Raw genomic sequence first — 14,184 nt, forward strand, 5'->3', positions numbered from 1 at the left:
CCATCGCGCTCTAGCCGAACAGCCGCATCAGCAAAGCCTTGCCGACCGGGGCGGCGCGCACACCGCTAAAGGCGCGGACATATTCGCCCGCATAGAATGCGCGCACGACATTGACCCGCGTTCCGATCGCATCCTCGAAACGAACCCCGAAGCCGTCGCCGGTGCGGCGCACCACGGTCGCGACAACGCTCTGGCCATAGACATTGCAATTGATCCGGGTTCCCGCCGCTGGCGGGGCCGGATCGATGAAGCGGGCGCCGGTGATCGAGATGTCGGCCATCCGGACCAGTCGCGGCGCCGCCCCTTCATGGATCAGCACCGGCTCGTCGCGCTCGAAGCGTTCGGCCTTGCGGCGCCGCGGCTGCTCGATACAGATGAAGCAGACGATCGCGAGCACCACGCTATTATACAGGCTCCAGGCCAGCGCGAGCCCGCCATAGGCGATGCTCTCACCCCGCAAATGCAGGATGAACGCATAGGCGATCGCCGACAAGGTGATCAGCAGGGCGGCGCCATAGATCCGCAGCAGCGGCCACTCGACGAAGCGGCGATTGCGATCGCCGCCCTTGGCCGTCACCTTGAACTTGTGCCCCTGCGGCCGGGCAAGGCCCGTCACGACGGCCTTCAGCACCGCCGGCGCCGCAATGTATTGCGAAACGTCGGTCATGATCGCGAGCGAGCGGCCGCGCGAGATCCAGGCCATCGTGAAGGCGTGCCAGACATAGAACGGCATGAAGTATTTCAGCAGCTCGAACAGGTCGGCGTGCACCGCCTTGATCCCGAACAGCAGATAGAGCCAGGGCACGACGAGGCCGAGCACCTTGGTGCCGTAGACCGCAGCCCAGCTCATGAAGGCATCGACCAGCGACAGCCGGTCGATGAAAGCGAGCTCGGATTGCCGCGAGAACGGGCCGCTGCGTCCTCGAACGATCTGCATGAAGCCGAGGCACCAGCGCCCGCGCTGCGTGATGTATTCCTTCAGCCCTTCGGGTGCGAGGCCGAGCGTCAGGCGTTCGTTCAGATACACTGTACGCAGGCCACGCTCCTTCAGTCGCAGCGTGACGAGGTAATCCTCGGTCACCGAGTCTGTCGGGAAGCCGCCGATCTGCGTCAGTCCGGAATAACGGATGAGCGACGACGTTCCGCAACAGAACGCCGTGCCCCAGGCATCCTTGGCCGGCATCAGGATGTCGAAGAAGAACCGCTGCTCGTCCGGCCACACATCGGTGGCAGCGAGATTGGACTGGATCGGGTCGGGGTTGATGAAGTGTTGTGGCGTCTGCACGACGCCCACGCTCTTGTCCTGCATCAGGCTCATCGCCCGGGTCAGGAAATCCGGCATCGGGACAAAATCCGCGTCGAGGATCGAGATGAACTCCGGCTTGTCAGGCAGGCCCGCGACGTGCCGGAGCGCGTGGTTGATGTTGCCGGCCTTGGCGTGGCGGTTGTCGGGACGCGTCAGGTAGTTGCAGCCGAGCTCCTGGGCCAGACGCCGCAGCCAGAGCCGCCGCCCGTCGTCGAGCACCCAGACGCGATAATTGGGGTAGCCGATCCCGGTTGCCCCGATGATCGTGCGCTCCAGGATCGCCTTCTCCTCATTGTAGGTGCAGATGAAGACGTCGACGAGCGGCGCGTCAGCAGAGGCCCTGGAATTGCGCAGGACGGCATTGACCTCCGGCGAACGATCGATGGTGCGGCTGAGGAACACCAGCGACAGGGAGACCGCGATCAACGAGGCGGCCTCCGCCAGCAGGAACGGATAGCCGACAATGGCGTCGGCCGTGAGCGCTAGTGGCGGGAGGGTCGCCGTCACGCGCCACACGAAGTAGTGGACCAGCAGGAGGAACGAGATGCCGGTCATCACGACACGGGACGAGGTCTTCTGGCGCTGAAGCAATGGCAGCAGGGCAAGACAGGCACCAAACGCGACGAGCCCGGGCGACAGCGCCGCGATCATGGCTTCGCCGCGTCCTCGTTGAACACCACCCGACCGGTGCGGCCGACGGCGCAATCCTTGCCTGACGTGTCGATCGACGGCATCGAGACCGTCACCCGATAGGGCTCCTTGTTCAGTGCATCGGGATTGATCGCGAGGTTGGCGGGCGCGCCCGACGCGCCGGTGAGGTTGACGATCTCACCCTTGATCTCGGGATTGCCGTCGTTCGGCTCGAAGCTTGCCTGTTCGCCGAGCTTGAGCCGGTTGTAGACCCCCTCGGTGACGTTCGCGGTGACCACCGCGCCGGTGCAATCGAGCAGCTTGAGCAGCGGCTGTCCGGCCCGGACATCCTCTCCGGGCGACGTCATCATCTCCCAGATGCGTCCGGTGACAGGAGCCTTGATGTCGGCTTCCGACCGATTGACATAATGCAGCTGCTCTGCCGCGATCTCGTGGGTCAGCCAGTCGATCTCGGCGTCGGCATGCGCCACATCGGCACGCAAATCGATTGCGCGCTGGCGCATCTCCTCTTCACGCTGCACCGAGCTCGGCCGGTCATTGTAGCTGTCACCGAGATAGGTGCCGTTCTTGGCTGCGGTCAGCTCGACCTTCGCGGCGTCAAGCCGGCGCTGGGCACCGACTTCGGTCTGCTGGGCAATCGCCTGCTCGCGCGTCAGCCGGGCCAATTCCACGGTCGACACGCTGCCCGACTTGATCAATGACGATGCCCGCTCGACGGCCGCCGTTGCCTCCTCCCGCCGCGCCGCGGCGGCCTCGATCGCCGACTGGATCTCGGCTATGCGCGCCTCGAGCTGGAGGATGCGGCCGTCGCGGAACTGACCGGCCTGCCTTGCGAGATCCTGCTGCGCGGTCTCCGCCGCCGCGAGCTTGGCGGCGAGGCTCGGACGCTCATTTTCCAGCCGCGACATCTGCCGCCTGAGATCGTCGAGCCGCGTGCGGTCGCCCCGCGCGTTCACCACATGCAGGATGAGGTCGCCCTCGCCGACCGCACTGAGTTGCCTGGAATGTTGCGGCTTCGCGCTGACAGTGCCATCGATCGGCGACCGCAATGTCACGATCCTGGCGTTGACCACCGCCTCGACGCTCGAGGTCTGCAGCACCGCCTTCAGCGGCAGCCAGCCGAATATGGCGACGATGGCCAGACCGATGGCGACCTTGAGCAGGCGGCGAACCGTTCGACCCGACCGTGCGGGGGCTTCGGGATGCGATGCAACATCAGCGACCGGCTCGTCCGCGGCCGGCTGCAACCGGTCATGCAGATCGCGCTGCAATCCCCTGGCTCCGCCATCGGGATCGAATGAAGGGGCTCCCTCCTCGTCCCTTGTGTCGGAAGCTTGTCCACGGGCGAATGACTTTTGCTGTGCGTGATCCATGGCGACCGGCCCCTGATTGGTCAGTGGTCGAACCAACGCACCGCTCTCCCGAGCGATGCCGGTGCCAGACAAGCAGGATATCGAAGTGCTTCAGAACCAGCTAAGAAGGATCAGGCATCTTTCGAAAAATTGCTGCGATTTACCATAATCCGCGACCATGCATGACGGCATCGATGCCTGCGACGGCCTGCCGCGGCACAACGATCAGACTCTCTCTACCGCCGGGTCTCTTCGACACGGTCGGCCCGAACCCTTGCTTCGGGCTCGAGCGCCGCCAGGCTCGCCTCCAGGAGGGTAAAATAGCTGACCTGGGAAACCAGCAGCCCCAGATTGAACAGTTCGAGCAGGTCTGACCAGGGGGCGTCGTCGACCACAGCGTCAGTCGCGCCCTTGCCTCCGTCGATCACGGAAGGCCGGAAGCCGCTGCTGCGGCGCATCACGTCGGGTTCGTCGTCATCAGTGCAAAGGATCACATGCAGGCGTGCTTTCGACATTTCGATACCTGGATTTGTGATTGGCGATGGCTGAGCTTCAGATGCCTCTACCGGCATCGAATTACCCAAAAAGCGTAGTCGACGCGCTGCTAGGGACCATTGAACGGAGGTTGATCTACCCATTACATTCGGTGGGGAGGATCATACCAAGGTTTAGGTCCCAACCTGTGCCTGAACGCGCGCGGAAATTTCGCCTCCTGGCGAGATGGCTACGAGCGGTAGGATCGCGGAGGCCGCCGCGCGAGGCCGTCTGAACGTTGAAAAAGCTGTTAATGTGCTCCCTGTTGGAAGGGCGACGTTGTCGCCGCTGATGATGGCAGTCACCTAGCGACGCGGCGCGGCCCGTGAAGGCCCAGTGCGTGGTGCCGCCTATGACGCGCAAGCCGACACCGGATTCCTGGTCGGTCGAGCAGTGGCTGCTCGGCGGCATGGTGCTGGCGCTGGGCGCGGCCGTGTGCATCTGGCTGGTGCCTGGACCTCAGCCTGCGGCCCCCGCCAATCTGGTTGCCGGCGCGCTGCTCGTCGCCTCGCTCGCCGCTGCATTGATGATGATGCGCCTCGTGGGCAAGACCCGAGAGCGCATGGAGACCGTACTGCACGGCCGCGCCGAAGCCGAAGAGCGCGCGATAGATGCGCTGCGCAGCAGCGAGGCGCAATGGAGGGAGGTGTTCGAGCACAACCCCGTCATGTACTTCATGGTCGATGCAGCGGGCACCGTCCTGTCCGTCAACACGTTCGGCGCGGCGCAACTCGGCTACTCCGTTGACGAATTGCTGGGGCAATCCGTGCTGAAGGTCTTTGCCCCCGAGGACCGCGCAGGAGTCCAGCGCAATGTTGCGGCGTGCCTCGACAACATCGGCCGAACCCACAGCTGGGAAATCAGCAAGGTCCGCAAGGACGGCTCACGGCTTTGGGTTCGTGAAAATGCCAAGGCGGTGCGGCGGCTGGACGATCAATTGATCGTCCTGGTCGCATGCGAGGATATCACGGAGCGCAGGCAGGCCGAAAATGCACTGCAGCAGAGTGAGATGTACCTGGCCGAAGCGCAGCGTCTGAGCCACACCGGCAGCTTTGGCTGGCACGTCGCCAGCGGCGAAATCATCTGGTCGGAGGAAACCTTCAGGATCTTCGGATTCGACAAGGTGCCTTCCATCAGGCATGACACGGTTCTCCAACACGTCCATCCGGATGACCGCACGCGCGTGCAGCGAACCATCGACCGTGCCTCCCTCGACCACAACGACTTCGAGCACGGATACCGATTGCTGTTGCCCGATGGGGCGGTCAAATATGTTCACGCAAGGGCGCATGCAGTGACGGATGCTTCGGGCGACACCGAATTCATCGGAGCGGTGACCGATGTCACGGCCCGCAGACGAGCCGAGGCGGAATTGCATGCAGCTCAGGTCAACCTCGCGCATGTTACGCGCGTGACGGCGCTCGGGGAACTCGCCGCATCGATCGCCCATGAAGTGAACCAGCCGCTCGCCGGCGTCGTCACCAACGCCGCAGCCTGCCTGCGCTGGCTCGACCGGTCGACGCCCGATCTGAACGAAGCGCGCGGGGCGGTGAGATTGATCATCAACGACGGCAACCGGGCCGGCGAGATCATCCGGCGCGTTCGCGCGCTGGTGAACAAGACGACGGATCAGAAGGCGCCACTCGACATCAACCAGGCGATCAACGAGGTGATCAGCCTGGTGCAGCATGAACTGCTGAGCCACCGCGTGTCGCTGCGGCTTGAGCTCACTCGCGATCTCCCGCTGGTGCTCGCCGACCGTGTCCAGCTGCAGCAGGTCATGTTGAACCTGATCATCAACGGCATCGAGGCGATGCAGCCGATCACGGACCGGCCGCGCGAACTCGTGATCCGGTCCCGACAGGACGATGCCCGGCAAATCCTGGTCTCGGTCAGCGACTGCGGCGTCGGGATCGCCTCCGAAAATACCGGGCGACTGTTCGATGCCTTCTTCACCACCAAGTCCGGCGGGATGGGAATGGGCCTGTCGATCTGCCGCTCGATCGTCGAGGCTCATCACGGCCGCCTCACCGTGGCCGGCAATGCCGGCCACGGTGCGACTTTCCAGTTCACGCTGCCATTGCATCAAGAGGACAATGCATGGTGACCGGACGCGCGACATCGCGTTCCACTTCCGCAGGCGCCGAGGAGCCAATCGTCTTCGTCGTCGATGACGACGCGTCGGTGCGCGGCGCGCTGAGCAATCTTTTCCGGTCGGTCGACTTGCGGACCGAGGTGTTCGCGTCGGCGCACGAATTTCTGCAGCGCAAGCTGCCGAATGTCCCGAGCTGCCTGATCCTCGACATCAGGCTGCCCCGGCTGAGCGGCCTGGACTTTCAGGCCGAGCTGGCGAAGGCCGGGATTCACATTCCGATCATCTTCATGACGGGCCATGGCGATATCCCGATGACGGTCAGGGCGATGAAGGCCGGCGCCGTCGACTTCCTGACCAAGCCATTTCGCGATCAGGACATGCTCGATGCCGTGACGACAGCGATCGAACGCGACAGAAATCGTCGCGACGAGGCCAGGGTCCTTGCGAACCTTCGCGCAGCGCTCGATACCCTGACGGCTCGTGAGCGTCAGATTATGGCTCTCGTCACGGCGGGACTGATGAACAAGCAGGTCGCCGCCGAAATCGGCGTGGCCGAGATCACCGTGAAGATCCACCGCGGGCAAATCATGCGGAAGATGGGCGCTAAGTCGTTGCCCGATCTGGTGAGAATGGCACAGCTCCTCGGCATCGGGCCGCAAACCTAAGTATGATTCTCCGATCCCGATTTGCGATGCACTCTGCCGGGATGATTGCTTAGACAGACATCCTCCGGTAGTCCCCGAGAAGGCCCTCCTTGTCCAGCCCGCCAGTCATATCGATCATCGACGATGATGGGTCGGTTCGTACCGCGACCGATAATCTCGTCAGATCGCTTGGCTACGTGGTCCATACGTTTGCGTCGGCCGAGGAGTTCCTGTGCTCGTCGCACCGGAACGACACATCATGCGTGATAACGGATGTCAGAATGCCGGCCATGAGCGGCCTCGAATTGCAGGACCACCTGGTCAATAGCGGGCAGAGATTGCCGTTCATTTTCATCACGGCGTTCTCCGTCGAAAGCGATCGCGCGCGAGCCCTGAAGGCGGGAGCGATCTGCTTCCTGATCAAGCCGTTCGACGGTGAGGCCCTGATCAAATGTCTCGATGCCGCCCTGGCGCAACACGTCGTGGCGACCGACGAATAGGCGCAACCGGCCCCGGGGGACGCTGTCTATACCCAAGGATAATCCCGCCAAACGTCTGGACGGTTGAAGTCGGGCGGTGACCAGGCGAGATTTCGCATCGTCGTCCTTCCGGAAGGGCAAGGACCACATCAGCCATCTTGATCGGCAATGGCAATTCCTCGGGAGGGAGGTCGCCATGCGTACGGAATCGCGCTGCTCCGAGTGCGAGAGCGAAGAAGCCAAGATCATTTCTTTGCGAAACCCGACGGTCGTCCGGTTCTGCGGACGCCTCTGCTTCTACAAGGGTCAGCAGAAGCTGTTTCGCTGGCTTCCGCCAGTCGATACGGAAGCCGTATCATGACGAACCGATGCGGCAATCCGGAGTGCGGGCGTCCCTTCGGACTGATCCGGCGCAGCTGGCAGTTCGAGCAGTTCTGCTCGCGCAGGTGCTGCGAGACCTACCAGCGGCAGCTCCAGCGCAACAGGGCCTATTGGAAATGGCTCTGTTACTGCCCCGCCCCGGCGGCCCATCGAAAGAATCTGGTCCAGCGACTGGGGTAGGAGCTGCCATGACGACGGTGGAAGCGATGCTGGTGGGAGCAATACTGGCCTGGGCGCCTTCGATGATTGTCCTTCTGTATATTGTGCGCAACCTGCGCAATATGCCCGACGAGGACCTCGATTGATCGTCTGGCGGCGGCACGCGGCTAGACTTCCACGCCCTCGTGCCTTAGCAGCCAGCGTTTCCTTTCCAGTCCGCCGCCATATTTCACCAGCGAGCCGTTGGCGCCGATCAGGCGGTGACAGGGCAGCACGACGCTGATCGGGTTGGAGCCGTTGGCGTGGCCAACCGCGCGCATCGCGTTCGGCGCCTTCAGTTTCGCCGCCAGCGCGCCGTAGCTCATGGTGGTGCCGGGCGGAATCTTCGGCAACGCGTGCCAGACCCTCTGCTGGAATGACGTGCCGGCGACACGCCATTTGATGTCGGCGAGCCGATCGAGATCGCCCTTGAAATAGCCGCTCAGCGCGCGCAGGAGATCACGCGGCGCGCGGCCGTCGCGCAGCGTCACCGTGCCGTTCTGCAACCGCAGCAGCTCGAGCATCCGCTGCTCATAATCATCCCAGTCGAGCGCGCGCAGCGCGCCGTCATCATCGGTCACCAGCAACGCCACGCCGATCGGCGTCGCGAGGCGATCGAGCTTGAAGGTTTGCGTTGCCTTGCGATCGGGCATCGTCGTCTCACCTTGTTGTATCAATCCGCAACGATCTTCGCCTGCCCTGCGCGCCGGCGTCCACCCGAATTCCGCCACGCGACATCGGCTCGGGCAGCATCGCCTTGCAATGCAGGGACCCTTCCTCCATCATCCCGGCAACGATGGCATCCGCCGGCGGAAAGCGCTCGCGGACAAGATCATCGGCAACATGGGAGGTCACGACATGAGAAGCGTGCAATTGCTCGCTGCAAGTGCGGTTGCGATCGCGTTGTCCGTTACATCCGCCGCCGCGCAGAAGAAATACGACATCGGGGCGACCGACACCGAGATCAAGATCGGCCAGACCGTGCCGTTCTCCGGCCCCGCATCGGCCTATGCCGGCATCGGCAAGACCCAGGCCGCCTATCTCAAGATGATCAACGATCAGGGCGGCGTGAACGGCCGCAAGCTGAATCTGATCCAGTATGACGACGCCTATTCGCCGCCGAAGGCAGTCGAGCAGGTGCGCAAGCTGGTCGAAGGCGACGAGGTGCTGTTCACTTTCCAGATCATCGGCACACCCTCAAATGCCGCCGTGCAGAAATATCTGAATGCCAGGAAGGTGCCGCAGCTGCTGGCCTCGACCGGCGCGTCGCGCTTCTCCGATCCCGCCAATGCGCCCTGGACCATCGCGTTCAATCCGAACTACCAGTCGGAGGGACGCATTTACGCCAAATACATCCTCGCCAATCATCCCAATGCCAAGATCGGCATCTTCTTCCAGAACGACGATCTCGGCCGCGACTACATCGCCGGTCTAAAGAGCGGACTCGGCGACAAGGCGGCGAGCATGATCGTCGCGGAAGTGTCCTACGAGCTGACCGACCCGACCGTCGATTCCCAGATCGTCAAGCTGAAGGCTGCCGGGGTCGACCTGCTGTACGACGCTTCGACGCCGAAATTCGCGGCGCAGGCGATCCGCAAGGTCGCCGACCTCGACTGGCACCCGGTCCACATCCTCGACATCAATGCGAGCCCGGTGTCGGCGACCCTCAAGCCCGCCGGCCTCGACATCTCCAAGGGCATCATCTCGACCAATTACGGCAAGGATCCCGCCGACCCGCAGTGGAAGGACGACCCGGGCGTAAAGGCCTATTTCGACTTCATGGACAAGTACTATCCCGACGGTGACAAGCTCAATACCGTCAACACGTACGGCTATTCGACCGCCGAGCTCTTGATCCAGGTGCTCAAGCAGTGCGGCGACAACCTCACCCGCGAGAACCTGATGAAGCAGGTGACCAGCCTGAACCATTTCGTGCCGTCGCTCGCGCTGCCGGGCATGTCGATCACGACGGGCCCGAACGACTATCGCATCAACAAGCAGATGCAGATGATGCGCTTCAATGGCGAGCGCTGGGAGCTGTTCGGCCCGATCATCGAGGACACCGGGCCGGCGGGCTAGCGGCGGCCGCCATAGTCCACGAGCCATATGATGGAGAGAGCCCCCACCCGGATTGCATCTCAGATGCAATCCGGCCTCCCCCGCAAGCGGGAGAGGCAAGGGAAACGCCGCCTTCCTTTTTGCGGTGCCCCCTACTTTCGTTGACTGAAATCGCTCGCCTTTTCGGCATTGCTCGTCTTGCGTTGCAGCAAGCCTTCCTCCAGTATCCCGGCCCAGCGATGGCAGCCGTGGGAATTTGGGCCTGCGGACGAGATCATCGGCGAACCATCAATCACGTGAGGAAAGCAGCATTATGAGGAACGGGATTTTCCATTTGGTCACGGCAACGGCGCTCGCGATCGCGCTGTCTGCAACCTCCGCCTCCGCGCAGAAGAAATACGATTCCGGCGCGAGCGACACCGAGATCAAGATCGGCCAGACCGTCCCCTTCTCCGGACCGGCATCCGCCTATGCCTCGATCGGCAAGACCCAGGCGGCCTATTTCAAGATGATCAACGACCAGGGCGGCGTGAACGGCCGCAAGATCAACCTGATCCAGTATGACGATGCCTATTCGCCGCCCAAGGCCGTCGAGCAGGTGCGCAAGCTGGTCGAGAGCGACGAGGTGCTCTTGACGTTCCAGATCGTCGGCACGCCGTCGAACGCCGCCGTGCAGAAATATCTCAATGCCAAGAAGGTGCCGCAGCTGTTCGCCGCCACCGGCGCCTCAAAATTCACCGACCCGAAGAATTTTCCGTGGACGCTCGGCTTCAACCCGAACTACTTCACGGAAGGCCGCATCTACGGCCAGTACATCCTGAAGGAGCACCCGAACGCCAAGATCGGCGTGCTCTACCAGAACGACGACCTCGGCAAGGACTATCTGAACGGCATCAAGGCCGGTCTCGGCGACAAGGCTGCCAAGATGATCGTGGCCGAAGCCTCCTACGAGGTCTCCGACCCGACCATCGATTCCCAGGTAATCAAGATCAAGGATGCCGGTGCCGATCTGTTCTTCTCGGCCTCGACGCCGAAGCAGGCCGCGCAGGCGATCAAGAAGATCTACGAAATGGGCTGGCATCCGATCCAGATCGTCGACATCAACGCCACCTCGGTCGGCGCCGTGCTGCAGCCGGCGGGCCTCGAAGCCTCCAAGGGCCTGATCAGCACCAACTACGGCAAGGATCCGGCCGATCCGCAGTGGAAGGACGATCCGGGCATGAAGCGTTATTTCGACTTCATGGCCAAGTATTATCCCGAAGGCGACAAGAACTCGAACTTCAACACCTACGGCTACTCGACCGCTCAGCTGATGGTCCATGTGCTCAAGCAGTGCGGCGACGACCTGACGCGCGAGAACGTGCTGAAGCAGGCGACCAACCTGAAGAACGTCGAGCTCGACATGGCGCTGCCGGGCATCAAGGGCAACACCACGCCGAACGACTATCGCGTCAACAAGCAGCTGCAGATGATGAAGTTCAACGGCGAGCGCTGGGAGCTGTTCGGCCCGATCCTCGAGGACGCCGGTCCGGCGGGCTAGCACTCTCGGAAGTCCGACAGACGATCGGCGGCCTCAGGGCCGCCGATTTGCTTTTGGGATCGTCACCTCGGAATCTCCCCGAATGTCTTGCCGACCGGCAGCACCGCATGCCGGATCAGCCGAGAATCCTCCACCGCGGCCTGGCGGTGCTTCACGGCCTCGCGGTAGACGGGATCGCGTATCATCTCGACGAAGGCGCCGACGCTCGGATATTCCGCGATAAAGCAATGATCCCAGCGCTCGTCCTGCGGGCCGATCAGCATCAGCTCGAACCGGCCCTGCCAGACGATGCGGCCGCCGAGCCGTTCGAACACCGGGCCGCTCTCGCGGCCATAGGCGGCGTAGGCTTCCGCACCGCTGGCCTTGCGCCCGTCGGGATAGGCAGCCCATTCACGCAATCGGACCAGGTTGAGCATATGGATCGGTCCCGGCCGGTCGCTGTCCCGGAATTGCGCGAAGACTTCCTTGGTCGGATCGATATGGCCCATGCGGCGCTCCCTTGTTGTTCCCGGAAGCGCGATCATTTGATCGCGCTCCATCCTTCCGTTTGAGCACGATCTGCTCGCAAAACCGGCCCCACTTTTCCGGATCATGCTCCCAACATAAGCACCCGCCGCCTCACCTCCTAATCCCGCGTTAAGCTTTGTGTAACCGCGCCTTAAACCGGGAACGCTAGCGTGCGCCACGTAGGGGTGTGAGCGTTGCGTATGGCGTGGGGACGGAAAAAGAGCGGTGGACGCAAGGAGCCGCTATTCGGGCTTCCAGCCGCGCTTGCCGATCTGCGGTTGACGGCCGACGACCGCGTTCCCGGCGGCGGCGACGACAAGCCGGCCAAATCCAAGAAGAGCAGCGATTCCGGAGGCGAGAAGCCACGCCCGTCTCGCGGCGGCTCCAAGCGCCGCGGCAAGTCGCGCGATTTCGGCATCGGCCGCCTGTTCTATTGGACCGCGGTGCTCGGACTGTGGGCCTTCATCGCGGTGATCGGGGTCGTGGTGTGGGTCGGCGCGCATCTGCCGCCGATCCAGTCGCTGGAAATCCCGAAGCGCCCGCCGACGATCCAGATCGTGGGCCTCGACGGCAGCGTGCTGGCACAGCGCGGCGAGATGGCCGGCGCCAATGTCGCGCTGAAGGATTTGCCGCCCTACCTGCCGAAAGCCTTCATCGCGATCGAGGACCGCCGCTTCTATTCGCACTTCGGCGTCGATCCGCTCGGCATCATGCGCGCGGCCGTGACCAACCTGTTGCATCACGGGGTCTCCCAGGGCGGTTCGACCTTGACGCAGCAGCTGGCCAAGAACCTGTTCCTGACCCAGGAGCGCACCATGCAGCGCAAGCTGCAGGAGGCCGAACTCGCTCTGTGGCTGGAACGCAAGCACTCCAAGGACGAAATCCTCGAGCTTTATCTCAACCGCGTTTATTTCGGTTCCGGCGCCTACGGCGTCGAGGCCGCGGCGCAACGCTATTTCGGCAAGTCGGCGAAGAACGTCACCATCGGCGAAGCCGCGATGCTCGCCGGCCTCGTCAAGTCGCCGTCGCGCCTGGCGCCGAACCGCAACCCTGAGGGCGCCGAGCAGCGTGCGCAGGTGGTGCTGGCGGCGATGGCGGATGCCAAGTTCATCACCGAAGCCCAGGCGAAGGTCTCCAGCGTTCAGGCCGCGATCAGCGTGAAGCCGGCCGGCGCCGGCACGGTGAACTATGTCGCCGACTGGATCGGCGAGGTGCTCGATGATCTCGTCGGCCAGATCGACCAGGACATCGTGGTTCAGACCACGATCGATCCGAAGCTGCAGAACCTCGCGGAAGCCGCCGTTATTGATGAGCTTGCCGCCAAGAGCGTGAAGTTCAATGTCAGCCAGGGCGCACTGGTGGCGATGACGCCCGACGGCGCGGTGCGCGCCATGGTCGGCGGCCGGAATTACGCCGAGAGCCAGTACAACCGCGCGGTGACCGCAAAGCGCCAGCCAGGGTCATCCTTCAAGCCGTTCGTCTATCTCACCGCGGTCGAGGCCGGGTTGACGCCGGACACGATCCGGCAAGACGCGCCGCTCGACATCAAGGGCTGGAAGCCGGAGAACTACACCCACGAATATTTCGGCTCGGTGACGCTGACCCAGGCGCTGGCGATGTCGCTGAACACGGTCGCGGTGCGGCTCGGAATGGAGGTCGGACCGAAAAACGTCGTGCGCACCGCGCACCGGCTTGGGATCTCCTCCAAGCTCGAGCCAAACGTCTCGATCGCGCTCGGCACCTCCGAAGTGTCCGTGCTGGAGCTGGTCGGCGCCTATGCACCGTTCGCCAATGGCGGATACGCGGTCTCGCCGCATGTGGTGACCAGGATCAAGACCAGTTCCGGCAAGGTGCTCTATGACCGCCCGGCCGACCCGCCGAACCAGGTGATAGAGCCCCGTTACGATGCAATGATGAACAGCATGATGCGCGAGACGCTGATCTCGGGCACTGCACGCAAGGCCGAAATCCCTGGCTGGACAGCGGCCGGCAAGACCGGCACCAGCCAGGATTATCGCGATGCCTGGTTCATCGGCTACACCGCCAATCTCGTCACCGGCGTGTGGCTCGGCAATGACGACAATTCGCCGACCAGGAAGGCCACCGGCGGCGGCCTGCCGGTGGAAGTCTGGAGCCGCTTCATGAAAGCTGCGCATCAGGGCGTACCGGTCGCGGCGATCCCGAATTCGCAGGGAAATTGGGGACCGGCGAACCTCATTCAGATCTCTTCGCAGATTACCCCGCCATCGGCGCCGATGGGCCAGACGCAGCCTCCACCGGCGCCATCGGATGGCGGCGGCTACTATCGCGCCCCGCCGATGCGCGCCTCGGCGCATCCGAACCCGAACGCGCGGCCCGAGGCCGCGGCAGGATTGGATGGGTGGCTGGTGGATCGGCTGTTCGGTGGCAGATAGGGCTCGGCTCGCGCCTGTTGCCTAC

General features: G+C 63.4%; 11 protein-coding genes. 6 read left to right on the forward strand and 5 right to left on the reverse strand.

What is annotated here, in order from left to right; translation table 11 throughout:
- Positions 1-10 precede the first annotated feature (10 nt).
- From JQ586_RS01990 to JQ586_RS02000, 3 genes are all read right to left on the reverse strand, one after another.
- Complete coding sequence (locus JQ586_RS01990) at positions 11-1,957, reverse strand: glycosyltransferase (RefSeq protein ID WP_212392797.1); 1,947 nt, start codon at positions 1,955-1,957, stop codon at positions 11-13.
- The gene (locus JQ586_RS01995) at positions 1,954-3,330 is read right to left on the reverse strand and encodes an HlyD family secretion protein (protein ID WP_249147235.1); all 1,377 of its coding nucleotides are present in this window, start codon (positions 3,328-3,330) and stop codon (positions 1,954-1,956) included. Before JQ586_RS01995 ends, JQ586_RS01990 begins: the two co-directional genes overlap by 4 nt.
- Before the next feature lie 215 nt (positions 3,331-3,545).
- Positions 3,546-3,824 carry a hypothetical protein gene (locus tag JQ586_RS02000; protein WP_212392799.1) on the reverse strand — a complete coding sequence of 93 codons (279 nt, stop codon included), beginning with the start codon at positions 3,822-3,824 and terminating at the stop codon, positions 3,546-3,548.
- A gap of 428 nt (positions 3,825-4,252) precedes the next feature.
- On the opposite strand from JQ586_RS02000, the gene JQ586_RS02005 reads away from it, so the two are divergent.
- The 3 genes from JQ586_RS02005 (at position 4,253) to JQ586_RS02015 (ending at position 7,082) form a co-directional block, all read left to right on the forward strand.
- On the forward strand, positions 4,253-5,950 hold the full coding sequence (locus tag JQ586_RS02005) for a PAS domain S-box protein (RefSeq protein WP_249147192.1): 1,698 nt from the start codon (positions 4,253-4,255) through the stop codon (positions 5,948-5,950).
- Positions 5,944-6,603, forward strand: a complete 660-nt coding sequence (locus tag JQ586_RS02010) for a response regulator transcription factor (RefSeq protein ID WP_212392800.1) — start codon at positions 5,944-5,946, stop codon at positions 6,601-6,603. Before JQ586_RS02005 ends, JQ586_RS02010 begins: the two co-directional genes overlap by 7 nt.
- Positions 6,604-6,692: 89 nt before the next feature.
- Entirely contained in the window at positions 6,693-7,082 is a 390-nt protein-coding gene (locus JQ586_RS02015) for a response regulator transcription factor (RefSeq protein WP_212392801.1), read from the forward strand.
- Positions 7,083-7,768: 686 nt separating this feature from the next.
- Here JQ586_RS02015 and JQ586_RS02020 read toward each other — a convergent pair.
- Complete coding sequence (locus tag JQ586_RS02020; RefSeq protein WP_212392802.1) at positions 7,769-8,293, reverse strand: methylated-DNA--[protein]-cysteine S-methyltransferase; 525 nt, start codon at positions 8,291-8,293, stop codon at positions 7,769-7,771.
- A gap of 205 nt (positions 8,294-8,498) precedes the next feature.
- On the opposite strand from JQ586_RS02020, the gene JQ586_RS02025 reads away from it, so the two are divergent.
- Both JQ586_RS02025 and JQ586_RS02030 read left to right on the forward strand, forming a co-directional pair.
- On the forward strand, positions 8,499-9,719 hold the full coding sequence (locus JQ586_RS02025; RefSeq protein WP_212392996.1) for an ABC transporter substrate-binding protein: 1,221 nt from the start codon (positions 8,499-8,501) through the stop codon (positions 9,717-9,719).
- 292 nt (positions 9,720-10,011) lie between these two features.
- A complete protein-coding gene (locus JQ586_RS02030; protein WP_212392803.1) occupies positions 10,012-11,238 on the forward strand; it encodes an ABC transporter substrate-binding protein in 1,227 nt (408 codons plus the stop codon).
- 62 nt (positions 11,239-11,300) lie between these two features.
- Here JQ586_RS02030 and JQ586_RS02035 read toward each other — a convergent pair whose 3' ends face one another.
- The gene (locus JQ586_RS02035) at positions 11,301-11,726 is read right to left on the reverse strand and encodes a DUF1330 domain-containing protein (RefSeq protein WP_212392997.1); all 426 of its coding nucleotides are present in this window, start codon (positions 11,724-11,726) and stop codon (positions 11,301-11,303) included.
- Between the two features lie 219 nt (positions 11,727-11,945).
- On the opposite strand from JQ586_RS02035, the gene JQ586_RS02040 reads away from it, so the two are divergent.
- Positions 11,946-14,159: a transglycosylase domain-containing protein gene (locus JQ586_RS02040; protein ID WP_212392804.1), complete on the forward strand. Its 2,214-nt coding sequence runs from the start codon at positions 11,946-11,948 to the stop codon at positions 14,157-14,159.
- The last annotated feature ends 25 nt before the right edge of the window (positions 14,160-14,184 follow it).

This window comes from Bradyrhizobium jicamae (genome assembly GCF_018130215.1).
Taxonomy (GTDB): Bacteria; Pseudomonadota; Alphaproteobacteria; order Rhizobiales; family Xanthobacteraceae; genus Bradyrhizobium; species Bradyrhizobium jicamae_A.

Coding starts and splice junctions, on each gene's coding strand:
- JQ586_RS01990 (WP_212392797.1), bottom strand. CDS start 1,957: ATGATCGCGGCGCTGTCGCCCGGGCTCGTCGCGTTTGGTGCCTGTCTT.
- JQ586_RS01995 (WP_249147235.1), bottom strand. CDS start 3,330: ATGGATCACGCACAGCAAAAGTCATTCGCCCGTGGACAAGCTTCCGAC.
- JQ586_RS02000 (WP_212392799.1), bottom strand. CDS start 3,824: ATGTCGAAAGCACGCCTGCATGTGATCCTTTGCACTGATGACGACGAA.
- JQ586_RS02005 (WP_249147192.1), top strand. CDS start 4,253: ATGGTGCTGGCGCTGGGCGCGGCCGTGTGCATCTGGCTGGTGCCTGGA.
- JQ586_RS02010 (WP_212392800.1), top strand. CDS start 5,944: ATGGTGACCGGACGCGCGACATCGCGTTCCACTTCCGCAGGCGCCGAG.
- JQ586_RS02020 (WP_212392802.1), bottom strand. CDS start 8,293: ATGCCCGATCGCAAGGCAACGCAAACCTTCAAGCTCGATCGCCTCGCG.
- JQ586_RS02025 (WP_212392996.1), top strand. CDS start 8,499: ATGAGAAGCGTGCAATTGCTCGCTGCAAGTGCGGTTGCGATCGCGTTG.
- JQ586_RS02030 (WP_212392803.1), top strand. CDS start 10,012: ATGAGGAACGGGATTTTCCATTTGGTCACGGCAACGGCGCTCGCGATC.
- JQ586_RS02035 (WP_212392997.1), bottom strand. CDS start 11,726: ATGGGCCATATCGATCCGACCAAGGAAGTCTTCGCGCAATTCCGGGAC.
- JQ586_RS02040 (WP_212392804.1), top strand. CDS start 11,946: ATGGCGTGGGGACGGAAAAAGAGCGGTGGACGCAAGGAGCCGCTATTC.